At 66.7% G+C, this 16,443-nt stretch carries 14 protein-coding genes; 4 read left to right on the forward strand and 10 right to left on the reverse strand.

The window, feature by feature from the left end; translation table 11 throughout:
* Nucleotides 1–172: 172 nt before the first annotated feature.
* From VG561_RS20405 to VG561_RS20415, 3 genes are all read right to left on the reverse strand, one after another.
* Nucleotides 173–1,738 carry a protein adenylyltransferase SelO gene (locus tag VG561_RS20405; RefSeq protein ID WP_134967155.1) on the reverse strand — a complete coding sequence of 522 codons (1,566 nt, stop codon included), beginning with the start codon at nt 1,736–1,738 and terminating at the stop codon, nt 173–175.
* Nucleotides 1,739–1,770: 32 nt separating this feature from the next.
* The gene (locus VG561_RS20410) at nt 1,771–2,460 is read right to left on the reverse strand and encodes a glutathione S-transferase family protein (RefSeq protein WP_014646835.1); all 690 of its coding nucleotides are present in this window, start codon (nt 2,458–2,460) and stop codon (nt 1,771–1,773) included.
* A gap of 188 nt (nt 2,461–2,648) precedes the next feature.
* On the reverse strand, nt 2,649–2,858 hold the full coding sequence (locus VG561_RS20415) for a cold-shock protein (protein ID WP_005416210.1): 210 nt from the start codon (nt 2,856–2,858) through the stop codon (nt 2,649–2,651).
* 303 nt (nt 2,859–3,161) lie between these two features.
* Here VG561_RS20415 and VG561_RS20420 point away from each other — a divergent pair, with 303 nt between their 5' ends.
* Nucleotides 3,162–3,650 carry a YaiI/YqxD family protein gene (locus tag VG561_RS20420; RefSeq protein ID WP_014646834.1) on the forward strand — a complete coding sequence of 163 codons (489 nt, stop codon included), beginning with the start codon at nt 3,162–3,164 and terminating at the stop codon, nt 3,648–3,650.
* A 13-nt stretch (nt 3,651–3,663) separates the two neighbouring features.
* Here VG561_RS20420 and VG561_RS20425 read toward each other — a convergent pair whose 3' ends face one another.
* Nucleotides 3,664–4,533, reverse strand: coding sequence for a pseudouridine synthase (locus tag VG561_RS20425; RefSeq protein ID WP_126411965.1), 870 nt, complete (start codon nt 4,531–4,533; stop codon nt 3,664–3,666).
* Nucleotides 4,534–4,657: 124 nt separating this feature from the next.
* Between VG561_RS20425 and VG561_RS20430 the strand changes: the two genes are divergently transcribed.
* The 3 genes from VG561_RS20430 (at nt 4,658) to VG561_RS20440 (ending at nt 8,548) form a co-directional block, all read left to right on the forward strand.
* A complete protein-coding gene (locus VG561_RS20430) occupies nt 4,658–5,206 on the forward strand; it encodes a YaeQ family protein (RefSeq protein ID WP_014646832.1) in 549 nt (182 codons plus the stop codon).
* Nucleotides 5,203–6,387, forward strand: coding sequence for an NAD(P)/FAD-dependent oxidoreductase (locus tag VG561_RS20435; protein WP_262094213.1), 1,185 nt, complete (start codon nt 5,203–5,205; stop codon nt 6,385–6,387). The genes VG561_RS20430 and VG561_RS20435 overlap by 4 nt, the downstream gene beginning before the upstream one ends.
* 91 nt (nt 6,388–6,478) lie before the next feature.
* Complete coding sequence (locus VG561_RS20440; RefSeq protein ID WP_197621109.1) at nt 6,479–8,548, forward strand: EAL domain-containing response regulator; 2,070 nt, start codon at nt 6,479–6,481, stop codon at nt 8,546–8,548.
* A 114-nt stretch (nt 8,549–8,662) separates the two neighbouring features.
* Here VG561_RS20440 and fabV read toward each other — a convergent pair whose 3' ends face one another.
* The 6 genes from fabV to queA all read right to left on the reverse strand — a co-directional run bounded on the left by fabV (nt 8,663) and on the right by queA (nt 16,340).
* Complete coding sequence (gene fabV / locus VG561_RS20445; RefSeq protein WP_262094214.1) at nt 8,663–9,922, reverse strand: enoyl-ACP reductase FabV; 1,260 nt, start codon at nt 9,920–9,922, stop codon at nt 8,663–8,665.
* A 728-nt stretch (nt 9,923–10,650) separates the two neighbouring features.
* Entirely contained in the window at nt 10,651–11,631 is a 981-nt protein-coding gene (secF, locus tag VG561_RS20450; protein WP_014646828.1) for a protein translocase subunit SecF, read from the reverse strand.
* Nucleotides 11,632–11,647: 16 nt separating this feature from the next.
* Nucleotides 11,648–13,504, reverse strand: a complete 1,857-nt coding sequence (gene secD / locus VG561_RS20455; protein ID WP_241886701.1) for a protein translocase subunit SecD — start codon at nt 13,502–13,504, stop codon at nt 11,648–11,650.
* 61 nt (nt 13,505–13,565) lie between these two features.
* Nucleotides 13,566–13,910: a preprotein translocase subunit YajC gene (yajC, locus tag VG561_RS20460; RefSeq protein ID WP_014036867.1), complete on the reverse strand. Its 345-nt coding sequence runs from the start codon at nt 13,908–13,910 to the stop codon at nt 13,566–13,568.
* A gap of 133 nt (nt 13,911–14,043) precedes the next feature.
* Nucleotides 14,044–15,174 (reverse strand): tRNA guanosine(34) transglycosylase Tgt, encoded by a 1,131-nt coding sequence (tgt, locus tag VG561_RS20465; RefSeq protein WP_014646826.1) that lies wholly within the window; start codon nt 15,172–15,174, stop codon nt 14,044–14,046.
* Nucleotides 15,175–15,272: 98 nt separating this feature from the next.
* A complete protein-coding gene (gene queA, locus VG561_RS20470; protein ID WP_014646825.1) occupies nt 15,273–16,340 on the reverse strand; it encodes a tRNA preQ1(34) S-adenosylmethionine ribosyltransferase-isomerase QueA in 1,068 nt (355 codons plus the stop codon).
* Nucleotides 16,341–16,443 lie beyond the last annotated feature (103 nt).

Below are 16,443 nucleotides of genomic sequence, written 5' to 3' on the forward strand. Positions count from 1 at the left end.
GTGTCGGAGTGCGGGGTGTCAGCCGCATGGATGCGGCTGCCAAGCTTACAGGGACGTACTTGCAGCGTCCCCGCACTCCGACACCGCCCCGCCAAACCACGGAATCCGCTTTTGCTCTGGCTGTTGATCTGGCCTCCGCAGGTGCAGGGCGCAGCCCTGCCGAAACCCACCCTCAGGAACTGCAGGACAGCATCGAGCAACCGGCGCGATTGTCGGCCCACGCCGGGCGCTTGCCAGCGAAGTGTTCCAGGCCGGCACGCTCGGTGTACGGGTCGCGCAGCACGTCCTGCAGTGCATGGACGCCGCCGAGATCCCCCTGCTCTGCGCGGTCGATCGCTTCCTGGGCCAGCCAGTTGCGCAGCACGTACAGCGGGTTGGCCGCTGCCATCTTCGCCTGGCGTTCGCTGGCCGCCAGCGGATCGCGGCGCAGGCGCGCTGCGTAGTCCTGCAGCCAGTGCTGCAGCGGTGCCTGCACTGCCTGTCGCCGCGCCTCGTCGTAGTACACCGCGTCCAGAACCGTCGCATCTGCTGCCGCCGGGTCGATGCGCATCAGTGCGCGCCAAGCCAGGGTCATGTCCATTGCGCCCTCCTGCATCAGCTGTTGCCAGCGCTGGTAGAGCTGCAGGTCATCATCGTCGGCAGCAGCCAGCCCCAGCTTCGCTGCAGCATCGCGACGCGTGCAGGCCACGAACGTGGACTGGTAAGCCGCCAGGCCTGCCTGCAGCGGTGCGACATCGGCGAACAGCGGCGACAGCGCCTGCGCCAATCGGCTCAGGTTCCAGTACGCCACCTGCGGCTGGGTGCCGAAGCGGTAGCGGCGCCCCTGGGCGTCGGTGGTGTTCGGCGTCCAGTCCGGATCGAAGTCCTCGACCCAGCCATAGGGGCCGTAATCCAGCGTCACACCGAGCACGGACAGGTTGTCGGTGTTCATCACGCCGTGCACGAAGCCGACACGCATCCAGTGCGCGATCATCTCGGCCGTGCGCACCGCGATCTGCGCGAACCAGTCGCCGTACAGCGCCTCGCCCTGCCCTTGCAGTTCGGGGAAGTCGCGGGCGATGCAGGCATCCACCAGCTGCTGCAGCAGGGCGGTTTCACCGCGCGAGGCCGGCAGTTCGAACGAACCGAAGCGCAGGAACGACGGCGAGACCCGGCATACGATGGCGCCTGGCTCGGCACGCGGATGGCCGTCATAGAACATGTCGCGCACCACGTCCTCACCGGTGCCGACCAGTGACAACGCGCGCGTAGTCGGCACGCCAAGGTGATGCATCGCCTCGCTGCACAGGAATTCGCGGATCGATGAGCGCAGCACTGCCCGTCCATCGGCCCCCCTCGAGTACGGCGTTGGCCCGGCCCCCTTCAACTGCAGCTCCCAGTGCTGGCCATCCGGCGCAACCAGCTCACCCAGCGAAATCGCACGCCCGTCGCCGAGCTGGCCGGCCCAGTGGCCAAACTGATGGCCACCGTAGTTGGCTGCCCACGGTTGCATGCCGGCGTACAGCGCATTGCCGCCGAATACCTGCGCGAAACCTTCGCTTTCGACTTCAGCGGTATCGAAGCCAAGCATTTCGGCGACGTCCGGCGCCCAGGCCAACAGCGTGGGCGCCGTCACCGGGGTCGGCATCACGGGCGACCAGGCGGCGCCCAGCACTTCGCGCCTGCGCGGGCCGGATTCGGGGTCGCCCGGCAGGGTATGCAGCAGGCGGTTGTCGAAACGGGGAGTGTCGGTATCCATGGTGCTGGAGATGAGGGCGACGGCCGCCCTCCTCAATTGCCGCCGAGCGCCTGCAGGTGGCCGCCGTGGGCCTCGGCACGCTGGTAGGCCGGGCGTTCACCGATACGCTTGAGGAAGCCACGCAGTGCCGGTTTGTCGTCCAGGCCACCACCGCGCGCGGCAGCGGCCTGGATCGGGAAGCTCATCTGGATGTCGGCCGCACTGAAACGCTCGCCGGCAAACCACGGGCTTTCGGCCAGGCGGCGCTCCATCCAGTCCAGGTGCAGGCGCCGCTGCGGGCCGATGAAGCCGCGCTCGGCCTTGTCGGCAATGCTGCGTGCGATCGGGCGCGCGAAGAACGGCATCGGCGCGTTGCGTATGCGGCCCATCACCAGGGTCAGCAGCAACGGTGGCATCGCCGAGCCTTCGGCGTAGTGCAGCCAGTAGCGGTAAGCGATGCGTTCGGCCCCGTCGGCCGGCATCGGTGACGGCGACAGCTGGCGTTGCGTGTCGTAACGGTCAGCGAGGTAGTCGAGGATCGCGCCGGACTCGGCCAGTACCAGCTCACCATCCTGCAGTACCGGCGACTTGCCGAGCGGATGCACGTTGCGCAGTTCCGGCGGCGCCAGCAGCGTCTTCGGATCGCGCGGATAGCGGCGCAGTTCGTAGTCCAACCCCAGCTCCTCCAGCATCCACAGCACGCGCAGCGAACGGGAGTTTTCCAGGTGGTGGACGATGCGCATGGGGGTGATCCCTTGGGGAGACGCGCATCGTACCGCGCCGGCTGCATGTCCTTTGTAGAGTTGAGCCATGCTCGACTGTCTTTGGGCGCAGTCCAGCATGGCTCGACTCTACAAGAAAAAGGCGGGCAATAAAAAACGCCGGAAGCTTTCGCTTCCGGCGTTCTGGCTACCCAACGGTAGCAGACGGATTAGACCGCCTGCACCTGGTCAGCCTGCATGCCCTTCTGACCCTGGACGGCGATGAAGGTAACCTTCTGGCCTTCCTGCAGGGTCTTGAAGCCGGTGCCCTGGATCGCGCGGAAGTGCACGAACAGGTCCGGGCCGCTTTCCGGGGTGATGAAGCCGAAGCCCTTGGCGTCGTTGAACCACTTGACGGTACCGGTCTGACGTTCAGACATTTTTACTAACTCCTGAAACACATGTTGAAAAAAATCGCAGCCACCGGGTATCGGGGCCGAGACTGAGTTGCAGGCGTTGGTAAAGCGGATCGATGAGCGGATCGTGAGATCAACTGCACCAGGCCACGATTCACGGTGACCCTAGCAAACACAGTGGGTCGCACGATACGCGTGTTTTCTGCAAAAAGCGATAGCCCCGACGTTCATGGGAATACGTCACCCGCTAGGCGTGACAAGGGTTGGCAGCCTCTCGCGGCTAACTCCGAGTCCCCATTCAGGTTTTTCCCACCCTACACTGGGTAAATGACTGAAGCTGAAACCCCCGCTGAACACGCCTCTCCCCGCATCTGGGTGGATGCGGACGCCTGTCCCACCGTCATCCGCGACATCCTGTTCCGTGCGGCTGAACGGGTCGGGATCGAACTGACCCTGGTCGCCAACCAGTGGATCCGCACCCCGCCCTCGCGCTGGCTGCGCTCGATCCAGGTGCCGCAGGGGCTGGACGTGGCCGACAGCGCCATCGTCGAGCGGGTCGCCGCGGGGGACCTGGTGGTCACCCAGGACATCCCGCTGGCCGCGCTGGTGCTGGAGAAGCAGGCCGTCGCGCTGAACCCGCGCGGCCAGTTGTACACACCGAACAACATGGCCGAGCGACTGTCGATGCGCAATTTCATGGAGGAACTGCGCGGCGCCGGGGTCCAGACCGGCGGACCGCCGCCCCTGGGCCCCCGCGACCGGCAGCTGTTCGCCGCCGAGCTGGACCGCTGGCTGGCGCGACGCCCGGCCCGCTGAGCGCCTGGCCGCCCTAAGCCGGAAGGCTCAGGCTGCAGCCGCTGCTGAACATCCGTCGTGCACCACTCAACGGGTCATCGAAAGCCAGGGCCCGCGCCAGCAGCTGCAGCGGCGCCTCGGCTACGTCCGGTGCCCGTTGCCGAAGCTGCGGGTACAGGTCGTCACCCATGATCGGCGCCCCCAGCATGGCCATGTGCACGCGCAGCTGATGCTTGCGGCCGGTTTCCGGCAGCAGCCGGTAGCGCCAGATCGGCCCTTCGGCCTCGATCAGCTCGATCCGGCTGCGCGCATTGGCCTCGCCGGGCACTTCGGCCATGCGGAAGAACGGCTCGCCCGGCACCAGGCGGCTGTACCGCTGCAGCGGAAACTCCCGCCCCGGCAGCGCCGGTGCCAAGGCCTCGTAGGTCTTTTCGATGCGCCGCTCACGGAACAGGCGCTGGTAAGCATCGCGCGACGCACGCTGGGTCGAGAACAGCACCAACCCGGCCGTCAGCCGATCCAGCCGGTGCAGCGGCACCAGATCGGCATTGCCGGTGCGGGCGACCAGCCGCGCCAGCAGCGTCTCGCGTACATGCCCGCCCGCCGGTGTCACCGGCAGGAAATGCGGCTTGTCGGCCACCAGCAGGTGCGCATCCAGATGGACGATGGTTTCGGTGAAGGGGATCACCGGTTCGTCGGCCACCTCGCGGAAGTACTGGATGTCCAGCCCGACCTGCCAGGGCATGTCCGCAGTGAGCGCCCTGCCCTGTGCGTCCAGCACACGGCCGCGCGCGAAGCGATCCTGCCATTGCGCGCGCGCGATGCGCGGAAAACGTGCACACAGGCCATCCAGCAGGGTGGCCCAGGGGCCGGGCGGCAGCTGCAACCGGCTGGGCAAGCTCATGGCGTCCACTCCGGCCACGGGAAAGAGCGCAAGAGTGCCACCGTTGACGGTGCGCAGACAGTCCGGCCACGGACACCCCCGGAGCAAACCTCTATCATTGTCCTCTTTAGTCCACGGATCCCCCATGGCTCTTACCGCCACCATCCGCAAGGCCGAACTGCAGATCAGCGACATGGATCGCGGCTACTACGCGACCCACAACCTGACCCTGGCCCAGCATCCGTCCGAGACCGACGAGCGCCTGATGGTGCGCCTGCTCGCCTTCGCGCTGAACGCCGGCGATCGCCTGGAGTTCGGCCGCGGCCTGAGTACCGATGACGAGCCCGATCTGTGGGAACACGACTACACCGGCGACATCCTGCAGTGGATCGACCTGGGCCATCCGGACGAATCGCGCATCCGCAAGGCCAGCAATCGCAGCCGCCAGGTGCAGGTGGTCAACTACGGCGGCAACGCCTCGGAGATCTGGTGGAGCAAGCAGGGCAAGGGCCTGGCGCGCTTCGACAATCTTTCGGTGGTCGCTCTGGACGGCGAATTCGTCGAGCGCTGGGGCCAGCAGATCCAGCGTGCCATGCGTTGGAGCGTGCTGATCCAGGACGGCGAAGTGCAGCTGCTCAACGACCAGATCCAGCTCGACGTGATCCCGGACTGGCGCAAGCGCGCCAAGGCATGAGCACCATCCGTTGCGATGTGGTGGTCATCGGTGCCGGCGCAGCCGGGCTGATGACCGCGATCACTGCCGGCCAGCGCGGCCGCCAGGTGCAGGTGATCGACCATGCCAACAAGGTCGGCAAGAAGATCCTGATGTCCGGCGGTGGCCGCTGCAACTTCACCAACACCGGCACCACCCCGGCCAACTTCCTGTCGGCCAACCCGCACTTCTGCAAGTCGGCGCTGGCCCGCTACACGCCCTGGCATTTCATCGAGCTGGTGCACAAGCACGGCATCGCCTATCACGAAAAGGAACTGGGGCAGCTGTTCTGCGATATCTCGTCCAAGCAGATCGTGAAGATGCTGGTGGACGAGTGCCAGGCGGCCGGCGTACAGATCCGTACCGAGTGCAGCGTGCAGCGCATCGAGCGCGGCAGCGATGGTTTCCGCGTGCACACCACCCAGGGCCTGTTCCATTGCGCCTCGCTGGTGGTTGCCACCGGTGGCCTGTCGATTCCCAGCATGGGGGCCAGCGGCTTTGGCTATGAGGTGGCCCGCCAGTTCGGCCACCAGGTACTGCCGACCCGCGCCGGGCTGGTGCCGCTGACCCTCAGCGGCAAGCACCAGGAGCGGCTGGCCGACCTCAGCGGCGTCGCACTGCCGATCGAGGCGCGCTGCAACGGAAAGAGTTTCCAGAACTTCATGCTGCTGACCCACCGTGGCGTAAGCGGCCCGGCCATCCTGCAGATTTCGTCGTTCTGGCAGCCCGGCGATGCGCTGGAGCTGGACCTGTTGCCGGGCCAGGATGCCGGCGAGTGGTTGCGCCAGATGAAGCGCGACCGCCCGGCCGCCGAGCTGCGCACGGTGCTGGGCGAGGTACTGCCGAAGCGGCTGGCGCAACGCCTGTGCGAGCACTGGCTGCCCGACCGGCCCGTGCGCCAGCTGGACGAGCCGGTGCTGCGCCAGGCCGCGCAGCTGCTGGGCGCATTCCCGCTGGTGGCCAGCGGCACCGAAGGCTACCGCACCGCCGAGGTCACCCTGGGCGGCGTGGACACCGCCGAAGTGTCATCCTCGACGATGGAATCCAAGCGCGTGCCCGGCCTGCACTTCGTTGGCGAGGTGCTGGACGTGACCGGCTGGCTGGGCGGCTACAACTTCCAATGGGCCTGGGCCAGCGGCCACGCAGCGGGCGGCGTGGTGTGAACCACTTCGCCGTTCGACGCGCGCCAGGGGTGCGCGCATGGACGGTTCGCCGCGCATCGTGTATCTAGATTCGCAGATTGGGGAGCAGTGCATGCAGAACGCGAACGACATCACCATCCGCCTGCTGATCGTCGATGACAGCGGCGAGAATGCCGAAGCCATCGTCAGCACCCTGCGCAACAGCGGCATCGCGGTACGCCCGTGGCGTCCGCAGGATGCGGCCGAGCTGGCCCAGGTGCTGGCCAGCCAGGCCATCGACCTGGTGCTGGCCTCGCCTTCGCAGGGCATCCCGCTGCAGCTGGCGGCCCAGCACATCGCCGCCAGCGGCAAGGACATCCCGCTGGTGCTGCTGGCCGAGCGCATCGACGAGGACGAACTGGTGCAGGCCAGCAGCCATGGCATCCGCGCCCTCGCCCTGCGCCAGCGCCCCGAGCATCTGCTCGCCGTGGTCCGCGACCAGTGGGTCGACCTGCAGGCGCGTCGCGGCCTGCGCCGGATCGAGGCGCAGATGCGCGAGACCGAGCGCCGCTGCGACGCGCTGATCGCCTCCTCGCGCGACCCCATCGCCTATGTGCATGAAGGCATGCACATCCGCGCCAACGACGCCTATCTGGAGATGTTCGGCTACGAGCATTTCGAGGACATCGAAGGCATTTCGCTGCTGGACATGGTCGCCGCCCAGCACGTGGAGGGCTTCAAACAGCTGCTCAAAGGCCTCAGCCGTGGCGAGGCGCCGCCGCCGCAGTACCAGCTCGACGCGCGCCACGAGGACGGCAGTTCCTTCCCGGCGACGATGGAATTTGCCGCGGCCACCTACGAGGGCGAGTCCTGCCTGCAGGTGGTGCTCCGCCGCCGCATGGAGTTCGACCCCGAGCTGGCACGCGAGGTCGAGGACCTGCGCCAGCGCGACCAGGTCACCGGCCTGCTCAATCGCCCGACCTTCATGCTGCAGCTGGAAAGCGCGGTGGCCCAGGCCGGGCGCAGCGAGGGTCAGTTCGGCCTGCTGTTGATCGAGCCTGACCACTACGCGCGCCTGCTGCCGGATATCGGCCTGGCGTCGGCCGACATCCTGATCGGCGCTCTCGCCGCCCTGCTGGCCGAGGTGGTCGGCGAGGACGCGCAACTGGCCCGCTTCGGCGAACACAATTTCGCCGTGCTGCAGGCCGGGCCCTACGCGCAGACCGTGGCGCTGGCCGAGCGCATCCGCGAAGCCTATGCCGCACATGTCTTCAGCATCGGCGCACGCTCGGCCACGGTGACGGTCAGCATCGGTGGCGTGCAGGTGGGCGAGAAGATCGCCAGCATCGGCCAGGTGCTGGCGCGCGCCAGCGACTGCACCCAGGCCGCCGCCGAACTGGGCAACACCTGCCGCATCTTCGACCCGGCTGCCGCCGACCGTGTCGAGGAAGAACGCGTACAGCGCTGGGTTGCGCGCATCCGCGAGGCGCTGGCCGGCGACGGCTTCCAGCTTCACTACCAGCCGGTGCTGAACCTGCAGGGCGAGCCACTGGAGCTGTACGAGGCCTACCTGCGCCTGGAGAACAATGGCGAGCTGCTGAGCCCGACCGCGTTCCTGGGCATCGCCGAGGAACACGGCCTGCTGGCCGACATCAATCGCTGGGTGGTCTCGCAGGCCATCGCGGTGCTCGGCCAGCGGGCACGCGAAGGCAACGCCACCCAGGTGCTGGTGAAGGTGACGCCGGAATCGTTCGAGGACCCGCAGATGATCGCCACGCTGCGCCGCGAACTGCAGGCACAGGGCGTGCCCGGCGAACGGCTGTGGCTGCATGCGCCGGAAGCGAAGGTTTTCACCCACCTGCGCAGTGCGCAGCAGTTCCTAGCCGAAGTGGCGCCGCTGGGCTGCCGCATCGGCCTGGAGCAGTTCGGTTCGGGGCTGGATTCATTCCAGCTGCTGGCCCACTTCCAGCCGCAGTTCCTCAAGCTGGACCGGGGCTTCACCAGCGACCTGGCCGCCACGCGCGAGAACATCGACCGCATCAGCCAGATCACCGCGCGCGCACAGGAAGCGGGTATCCGCACCATTGCCGAGTTCGTCAGCGATGCCAACTCGATGACGCTGCTGTTCAGTGCCGGCGTGGATTACGTGCAGGGCGACTTCGTCGGCCCGGCGCTGCCGGAGATGGGCTTCGAGTTCGGGTGACGCCTCTCTGTAGAGCCGAGCCACGCTCGGCTGCGGGACTCAAGCGAAGAGCAGCCGAGCATGGCTCGGCTCTACACAAACGAGAAGGCCGGCGTTCGCCGGCCTTTTCGTTGATCAGGTCATGTCGACCAGATTTTCGATCTTCACGTCCGGATTGACGTCGGCCTCGTAGTCCACGCCCTCCAAGCCGAAGCCGAACAGGCGCAGGAAGTCGGCCTTGTAGCCGGCCAGATCGCTGATCTCGTACAGGTTCTCGTTGGTCACCTGCGGCCACAGCGCGACCACCCTGCCCTGCACATCTGCGGCCATTTCCTTGTAATCGGCGCGCAGGCGGCCTTCCTCATCGATCAGCGCAACGGTGCGGCCATCGCCATCGACCAGGTCGTGGCGCAGGCGATCGATCGCCACGCCGTCGGCCTTGCCGCCGTAGAGGATGTCGTACAGCACGTCCAGCTGTTCGATGCAGCCTTCGTGGGTGCCCTTTTCCTTCATCACCTTGAACAGCAGCGACAGGTACAGCGGCATGGTCGGAATGGCCGAGCTGGCCTGGGTCACCACCGCCTTCAGCACCGATACGCGTGCATCGCCACCGATCTTGGCCAGCTTCTCGCGCAGGCCCAGCACCTTGGTGTCCAGGTCCTTCTTGGCCGCACCGATCGAGCCATTCCAGTAGATCGCCTGGGTGATCTCTTCGCCCACGTAGGTGAAGGCGGTGGTGGTGCAGCCGTTGGCCAGCACGCCGGCATCGGCGAGCGCGTCGATCCACATCTGCCAGTCTTCGCCGCCCATCACCGCGACGGTACCGGCGATCTCTTCCGGGGTAGCCGGCTGCAGGTGGGTCTCGGTCAGCACTTCCTTGTCGGTATCCAGGCCACGCAGGGTGATCGGCTCGCCGATCGGCTTCAGCGAGGAGCTGATGATCTCGCCGGTCTTCGGATGCTTGCGGCGCGGCGCCGCCAGGCTGTAGACAACCTGGTCGACCTGGCCGAGATCGGCCTTGATCATTTCGATGGTCTTCGCCTTCACTTCATCGGAGAAGGCATCGCCGTTGATGCTCTTGGCATACAGGCCGGCTTCGTCGGCGTACTTGTGGAACGCAGCCGAGTTGTACCAGCCCGCCGTGCCCGGCTTGGTCTCGCTGCCCGGCCGTTCGAAGAAGATGCCGAGGGTGGCGGCGCCACTGCCAAAGGCAGCGGTGATGCGCGCGGCCAGGCCGTAGCCGGTCGAGGCACCGATCACCAGCACCCGCTTGGGACCGTTCTGGATCGGTGGGCGCGCGCGGATGTAGTCGATCTGCTGCTTGACCGCGGCCTCGCAGCCGGTCGGGTGGGTGGTGACGCAGATGAAGCCGCGGACGCGCGGTTTGATGACCATGGATACCTCGGGTTGGCAGATGCGGCGCACGGGGCGCTCAGCAGGAATACGGGCGCGCGCCGGCGCGCGCGAACCGCAGGATCGTAGTGCGCGGGGGACGATTGCACAACCGACGCTGGCGTAGGGTGGGGTTTCTCTTTGCAGGGCTGCACCCTGCACACGCGGTAGTGCCGGCCGCTGGCCGGCAACCTCAACAGCAGCGTCAAAAGCGGGGTTCCTGTGGGTTGGCGGGGTGGATCCGGTTGCGGGGGGCGCTGCAAGTACGTCCATGTAAGCTCGGTCGCCGCATCCATGCGGCTCACGCCCCCGCAACCGGACCCACCCCGCCTTCGACAGATTTCCGCGACCTGTCGGGACAGCATTCTTCTCTGGTGGGTGTCGACCTTGGTCGACACGGTAGATCTGATTCCAGTCTGATTATCGATATCTGACAGATGTGTCGACCAAGGTCGACACCTACCAACAGCCGCAGGAATCTGTCAGAGACGGGGCGGTGTCGGAGTGCGGGGTGTCAGCCGCATGGATGCGGCGACCGAGCCTACACGGACGTACTTGCGGCGTCCCCGCACTCCGACACCGTCCCGCCCAACCACGGAATGCACTCTGTTGCTGTTGCTGTTGCTGTTGCCGGCCAGCGGCCGGCACTACCGCGGGTGCAGGGCTGCAAGCCCTGCACACAAAAAACCCCGCTTGCGCGGGGTTCTCTGTGTGCCGCATGCAGCAGATGCTTACGGGCGACGGGCCAGGGCCTCGACGTCCTTCGCCTTCGGCAGCAGGTCCTGCTTGCTGACGCGCAGGAAGCCGATCGTCAGCATCGGCACCGCGACCAGGATCGAGGACAGCACCACGATCACCGCACCGATCATGTGCGTCTCGGCCAGGCCTTCCATCGACGCACCGCCGTACAGGTACAGGGCAAGCGCCGACAGGAAGAACATCACCGCGGTGATCACCGTACGCGACAGCGTCTGGTTGATCGAACGGTTCAGCACCTCCATCGAGTCCACGCGCAGGCTGCGGAAGTTCTCGCGGACGCGGTCGAACACCACGATGATGTCGTTGATCGCAAAGCCCATCACCGACAGCAGGCCGGCCAGCACGGTCAGGTCGAACTCACGGCCCAGCAGGGACACGTAGGCGACCGTCACGATCAGGTCGAACATCGCCACGATGCTGGCGGTGACCGCGAACTTCCATTCGAAGCGCACCGCGATGTAGATCAGGAAGCCGGCCAGCATGAAAATGGTGGCGTACAGGCCGTTCTTCGCCAGGTCCTTGCCGATCTGCGGGCCGACGAATGCGGTACTCATCACCGTGGCCTGGTTGTCGGCGCTGGACAGCACCTTCACCACGGCCGCGGCGGTGGCCTTGTCCTCGGCAGCGGCATCACCGGTGCCCGGCGCATGCTCGCCGTGCGGCGCCAGGCGGATCAGCAGGTCGGTATTGCCACCGACGCTCTGCACCTGGGCACCGTCGAAGCCGTTCTGCTCCAGCTTGGCGCGGACCTGCTCGACGTCCACGGCCTTCTCGAAACGCGTTTCGATCAGGGTGCCGCCGGTGAAGTCCAGTGCGTAGTTGAAGCCCTTGATGCCGATGATGGCGACCGAGGCCAGGAACACCACGATGGTGACTGCCATGGCGACATGGCGCCAGCGCATGAAGTCGATCTTGGTGTCGTTCGGGAGGATGTGCAGCGGAAACAGTTTCATTGTGCGTGTCGTCCCGTCAGATGGCCACGTTCTGGAGCTTCTTGCGACGGCCGTAGATCAGCGTCGCCAGCGCACGCGACACGGTGATCGCAGTGAACATGGAGGCGAAAATACCGATGATCATGGTCAGCGCGAAGCCCTTCAGCGGACCGGTACCGAATGCGAACAGCGCCACGCCGACGATCAGGCCGGTCAGGTTGGCGTCGAGGATGGTGCCCGAGGCACGCTCGTAACCGGTCACGATCGCGGTCTTGCCCGGCACGCCGGCGCGCAGTTCTTCACGGATACGCTCGTTGATCAGCACGTTGGCGTCCACCGACAGGCCCACCGACAACGCCAGGCCGGCGAAGCCCGGCAGGGTCATGGTGGCGCCGAACAGCGACATCACCGCCACCACGATCAGCAGGTTGAACAGCATCGCCGCCGAGGTGATCACACCGAACATGCGGTAGTAGATGCTGAAGAACACCAGGGTGAACAGGAACGCGAACACCACCGCGCGCATGCCGTTCTTGACGTTCTCGGCGCCCAGGCTCGGGCCGACCACGCGCTCTTCGACGAAGTCCATCGGCGCGGCCAGCGAGCCGGACTTCAGCAGCTTGGCCAGGTCCTCGGCTTCCTTCTTCTGCAGGCCGGTGGTCTGGAAGTTCTTGCCGAACACGCCGTTGATGTTGGCCACCGAGATCACTTCCTCGTTGACCTTGAAGCCACGCACTTCCTGGCCGTCGACGACGGTCACGGTCGGCACGCGTTCGGTGTAGACCACCGCCATCGGCTTGTTCACGTTGGCGCTGGTGAAGTCGAACATGCGCTGGCCGCCGACATTGTTCAGCGTCACGCTGACGGCCGGGGAGCCACTGTTCGAATCGGTCACCGCCTGCGCGCCGACCATCTGGTCACCGGTGACGATCACGCGCTTGTTCAGCAGGATCGGGCCGCGGCCATCACGCTGCTGGTAGACCTTCGCTTCCGGCGGGATGCGGCCGGAATTGATGGCGTCCTGCGCATTGCCCTCGACCACCGCGCGGTACTCCAGGGTGGCGGTGGCGCCGATCATGCGCTTGGCTTCGGCGGTGTCCTGCACGCCCGGCAGCTGCACGACCACACGGTCGGCACCCTGGCGCTGGATGATCGGCTCGGCCACGCCGAGCTGGTTCACGCGGTTGCGCAGGGTGTTGATGTTCTGCTCGATGGCGCCGTTGGCGATCTGCGTGATCTCGGTCTCCGGCACGGTGACCGTGATGCGGTTGCCGCTGACGTCATAGCCGAGCGTCGGCTGTGCCTTGACCAGGGCGGCACGGGCACGCTGCGCGGCGTCGTCACCGGCGGACGGGCTCAGGTTGGCCACGATGCTGTTGTCCGCACGGCGCTCCACCGACTGGTAGGCGATGCGGGCGTCACGCAGGGTGCCGCGCACGTCTTCGGTGTAGGCATCCAGGCGCTTGTCGAGGGCGGCCTTCTGGTCGACCTGCAGCACGAAGTGCACGCCACCCTGAAGGTCCAGGCCGAGCACCATCGGGCGACCGCCCAGCCGGGCCAGCCAGTCCGGCACGGTCGAGGCCAGGTTCAGGGCCACCGTGTACTTCTCGCCGACGGTGTCGCGCAGGGCATCGCTGGCCGCAGACTGCGACTTCAGGTCCGGCAGGCGGACGATCAGGCTTTCCCCTTCCTTTTCGGCACCGATGGCAGTGACCCCGGCCTTCTTCAGGTCGGCCAGCACACGGACGCGCAGCGCATCGTCGATCTGCCCGCCACGGTTGGCGGTGATCTGGATGGCCGGGTCCTTCTGGTAGATGTTGGGCAGCGCGTACAGCGCACTGAGCGCCAGTACGATCAGGATGACGACGTACTTCCAGCGTGGAAATTCGAGCATTGCTTGGGTCCCGCGCGGCGCCATCCCCGGCGCCGCGGTTGTGCTTCGGAAAGGGAGTGGCTTACTTGGCCGAATCCAGGGTGCCGGTCGGCAGCACGCTGCCGACAGCGCCCTTCTGCACGCGGATGCGCACGTTCTCGGCCACTTCGATGGTGATGAAGTTGTCGCCGATGTCGGTGACCTTGCCGGCGATGCCACCGTTGGTCAGCACTTCGTCGCCACGCTTGATCTTCTCCAGCATGGACTTGTGTTCCTTCTGCCGCTTCATCTGCGGGCGGATCATCAGGAAGTACATGATGGCGATCAGGATGATCGGGAACAGCAGCGTGGTCAGGCCCATGCCCTGCGGTTGGCCGCCGGCGGCCTGGGCGTGGGCGGCGGGAATCAGGAAAGCAAGCAGGTTCATCGTTGGTCCTTTGGTTGGGCGGCGCTCCCGTCCCTTCAGGGACGGGGGTGTCGACCGCGGATCTGGGTCAGCCTTGAAGTATGCCACGGCCCCGGGCGTTCGTCCTTGGGCCGTTTGGCAGGGGGCGTTCGGGTTACAGCGGCGGGGCCACCGCCCCGCGTGCCGCGTAGAAGGACTCACGGAAGGCCAGGAAGGTTCCCGCCTCGATCGCCGCGCGGATGTCGGCCATCAGCTTTTCGTAGTAGAACAGGTTGTGCAGGGTGCCCAGCATCGGCGCCAGCATCTCGTTGCAGCGGTCCAGGTGGCGCAGGTAGGAACGGGTGTAGCCGCCGGTGCAGGCCACGCAGCCACAACCCGGCTCGATCGGGTCCATGTCGCGCGCGTACTGGGAGTTGCGGATGCGGACGGTGCCGAACGAGGTGAAATAGTGGCCGTTGCGGGCGTTGCGGGTCGGCATCACGCAATCGAACATGTCCACGCCACGTGCGACACCCTCGACCAGGTCCTCCGGCCGGCCCACGCCCATCAGGTAGCGCGGGCGGTCGCCCGGCAGCTCCGGGTCCAGGTGGTCGAGCATGGCGTTGCGCTCGTGCTCCGGCTCGCCCACGGCCAGGCCGCCGATGGCGTAGCCGTCGAAGCCGATCGCCTGCAGGGCATCGGCCGAGCGGCTGCGCAGGTCGGTATGCACGCCGCCCTGGACGATGCCGAACAGGGCCGCGTCGTTGCCCAGTTCGTCATGCGCGTTGCGGCTGCGCTGCGCCCAGCGCAGGCTCAACTCCATCGAACGGCGGGCAACGTCCTCGGTGGCCGGGTACGGGGTGCATTCGTCGAAGATCATCACGATGTCCGAATCGAGCACCTTCTGGATCTTCATGCTCTCCTCGGGACCGAGGAAGACCCGTGCGCCGTCGGTCGGCGAGGCGAAGGTCACGCCCTGCTCGGTGATCTTGCGGCGGTGCGCCAGCGAGAACACCTGGAAGCCGCCGGAGTCGGTCAGGATCGGGCCATCCCAGCGGCAGAAGCCGTGCAGGCCGCCGTGGTCGGCGATGATGTCCAGGCCCGGGCGCAGGTACAGGTGGAAGGTATTGCCGAGGATGATCTCGGCGCCCAGCGCGCGCACCTGGTCCGGCAGGATGCCCTTGACCGAGCCATAGGTCCCCACCGGCATGAAGGCCGGCGTTTCCACCGTGCCACGCGGGAAGGTCAGGCGGCCACGGCGGGCACGGCCGTCGCGGGTCTGGAGCTGGAACTGCAGTCGGGACATGGAGCGGTCATTGGGGCAAATAGTTGCCTATTGTCTCCCAAGAAGGCGTGCGCACCAAGGTGCGCACCCACAGGGGGCCCCTGCCCTCCCGGGGCGCGCTACCCCGCCTGCGGGAACAGCAGCATCGCGTCGCCGTAGCTGAAGAAGCGGTAGCGCTGCTCGATCGCGTGCTGGTAGGCCTCGAACACGCGCTCCTTGCCGGCAAACGCGGAGATCATCATCAGCAGCGTGCTTTCCGGCAGGTGGAAGTTGGTCACCATCGCGTCCACGCTGCGGATGCGGTAGCCGGGGGTGATGAAGATCTGCGTCTCGCCGGCGAACGGCAGCAGCTCGCCATCGCGCATCGCGCTTTCCAGCGCGCGCACCACGGTGGTGCCGACGCCGATCACGCGGCCGCCAGCGGCGCGCGTGCGCCGCACCTGCTGCACCAGTTCGGCACCGACATTCAGCCACTCGCGGTGCATCACGTGGTCCTTCAGGTCTTCGGCACGCACCGGCTGGAAGGTGCCCGCGCCCACGTGCAGGGTGACGTGGCCGAACTCCACGCCCTTTTCCTTCAGTGCGGCCAGCAACGGTTCGTCGAAATGCAGGCCCGCGGTCGGTGCCGCCACCGCGCCCACTTCACGCGCGAACACGGTCTGGTAGCGCTCGCGGTCGTCCACGCCCGGCTCGCGCTGGATGTACGGCGGCAGCGGCAGGCGGCCGGCATGCAGCAGCCACTGCTCCAGCGACTCGGGCACGTGGAACTGCAGCACGTAGAACTCGCCATCGCGGCCCAGCACCTCGGCTTCGCCACCGGCATCCAGCGCGATGCGGCTGCCGGCCTTCGGCGACTTGCTGGCGCCCACCTGGGCACGGGCCTGCTGGCCGCCGAGCAAGCGCTCGATCAGGATCTCCACGCGGCCGCCGCTGGCCTTCTGCCCGAACAGGCGCGCCGGGATCACCCGGGTGTCGTTGAACACCAGCAGGTCGCCCGGCTGCAGCAGCGACGGAAGGTCACGCACCTGCAGGTCGGTGAACGCGGCGGGGGCTTGCGGCACCAGCAGCAGGCGGCTGGCGGAACGCTCGGCCAGGGGCGCCTGCGCGATCAGTTCGGCCGGCAGGTCGTAGTTGAAATCGGACTTCTTCAAGGCAGTGGGCGGCAACAGGTCGACAATGGCGCGCATTGTACGTCCAGCGTCTGCGAGCCGGCGTGCTTCGCGGCGAACGTCGCGCAAAATGCTGCTATGCAGCAGGTTTTTGCGGGGTTATCGCGCAAAAAAACAAGTG

The sequence above is a fragment of the Stenotrophomonas sp. CASM110 genome (genome assembly GCF_049384345.1).
GTDB classification, from domain to species: Bacteria; Pseudomonadota; Gammaproteobacteria; order Xanthomonadales; family Xanthomonadaceae; genus Stenotrophomonas; species Stenotrophomonas muris.

What these genes read in the sequence shown, in the direction of transcription:
- tgt (WP_014646826.1), bottom strand. Translation starts at nt 15,174, where the DNA reads ATGTCCCGACTGCAGTTCCAGCTCCAGACCCGCGACGGCCGTGCCCGC.
- secD (WP_241886701.1), bottom strand. Translation starts at nt 13,504, where the DNA reads ATGCTCGAATTTCCACGCTGGAAGTACGTCGTCATCCTGATCGTACTG.
- VG561_RS20430 (WP_014646832.1), top strand. Translation starts at nt 4,658, where the DNA reads ATGGCTCTTACCGCCACCATCCGCAAGGCCGAACTGCAGATCAGCGAC.
- yajC (WP_014036867.1), bottom strand. Translation starts at nt 13,910, where the DNA reads ATGAACCTGCTTGCTTTCCTGATTCCCGCCGCCCACGCCCAGGCCGCC.
- VG561_RS20435 (WP_262094213.1), top strand. Translation starts at nt 5,203, where the DNA reads ATGAGCACCATCCGTTGCGATGTGGTGGTCATCGGTGCCGGCGCAGCC.
- queA (WP_014646825.1), bottom strand. Translation starts at nt 16,340, where the DNA reads ATGCGCGCCATTGTCGACCTGTTGCCGCCCACTGCCTTGAAGAAGTCC.
- VG561_RS20415 (WP_005416210.1), bottom strand. Translation starts at nt 2,858, where the DNA reads ATGTCTGAACGTCAGACCGGTACCGTCAAGTGGTTCAACGACGCCAAG.
- VG561_RS20440 (WP_197621109.1), top strand. Translation starts at nt 6,479, where the DNA reads ATGCAGAACGCGAACGACATCACCATCCGCCTGCTGATCGTCGATGAC.
- VG561_RS20410 (WP_014646835.1), bottom strand. Translation starts at nt 2,460, where the DNA reads ATGCGCATCGTCCACCACCTGGAAAACTCCCGTTCGCTGCGCGTGCTG.
- VG561_RS20405 (WP_134967155.1), bottom strand. Translation starts at nt 1,738, where the DNA reads ATGGATACCGACACTCCCCGTTTCGACAACCGCCTGCTGCATACCCTG.
- VG561_RS20425 (WP_126411965.1), bottom strand. Translation starts at nt 4,533, where the DNA reads ATGAGCTTGCCCAGCCGGTTGCAGCTGCCGCCCGGCCCCTGGGCCACC.
- VG561_RS20420 (WP_014646834.1), top strand. Translation starts at nt 3,162, where the DNA reads ATGACTGAAGCTGAAACCCCCGCTGAACACGCCTCTCCCCGCATCTGG.
- secF (WP_014646828.1), bottom strand. Translation starts at nt 11,631, where the DNA reads ATGAAACTGTTTCCGCTGCACATCCTCCCGAACGACACCAAGATCGAC.
- fabV (WP_262094214.1), bottom strand. Translation starts at nt 9,922, where the DNA reads ATGGTCATCAAACCGCGCGTCCGCGGCTTCATCTGCGTCACCACCCAC.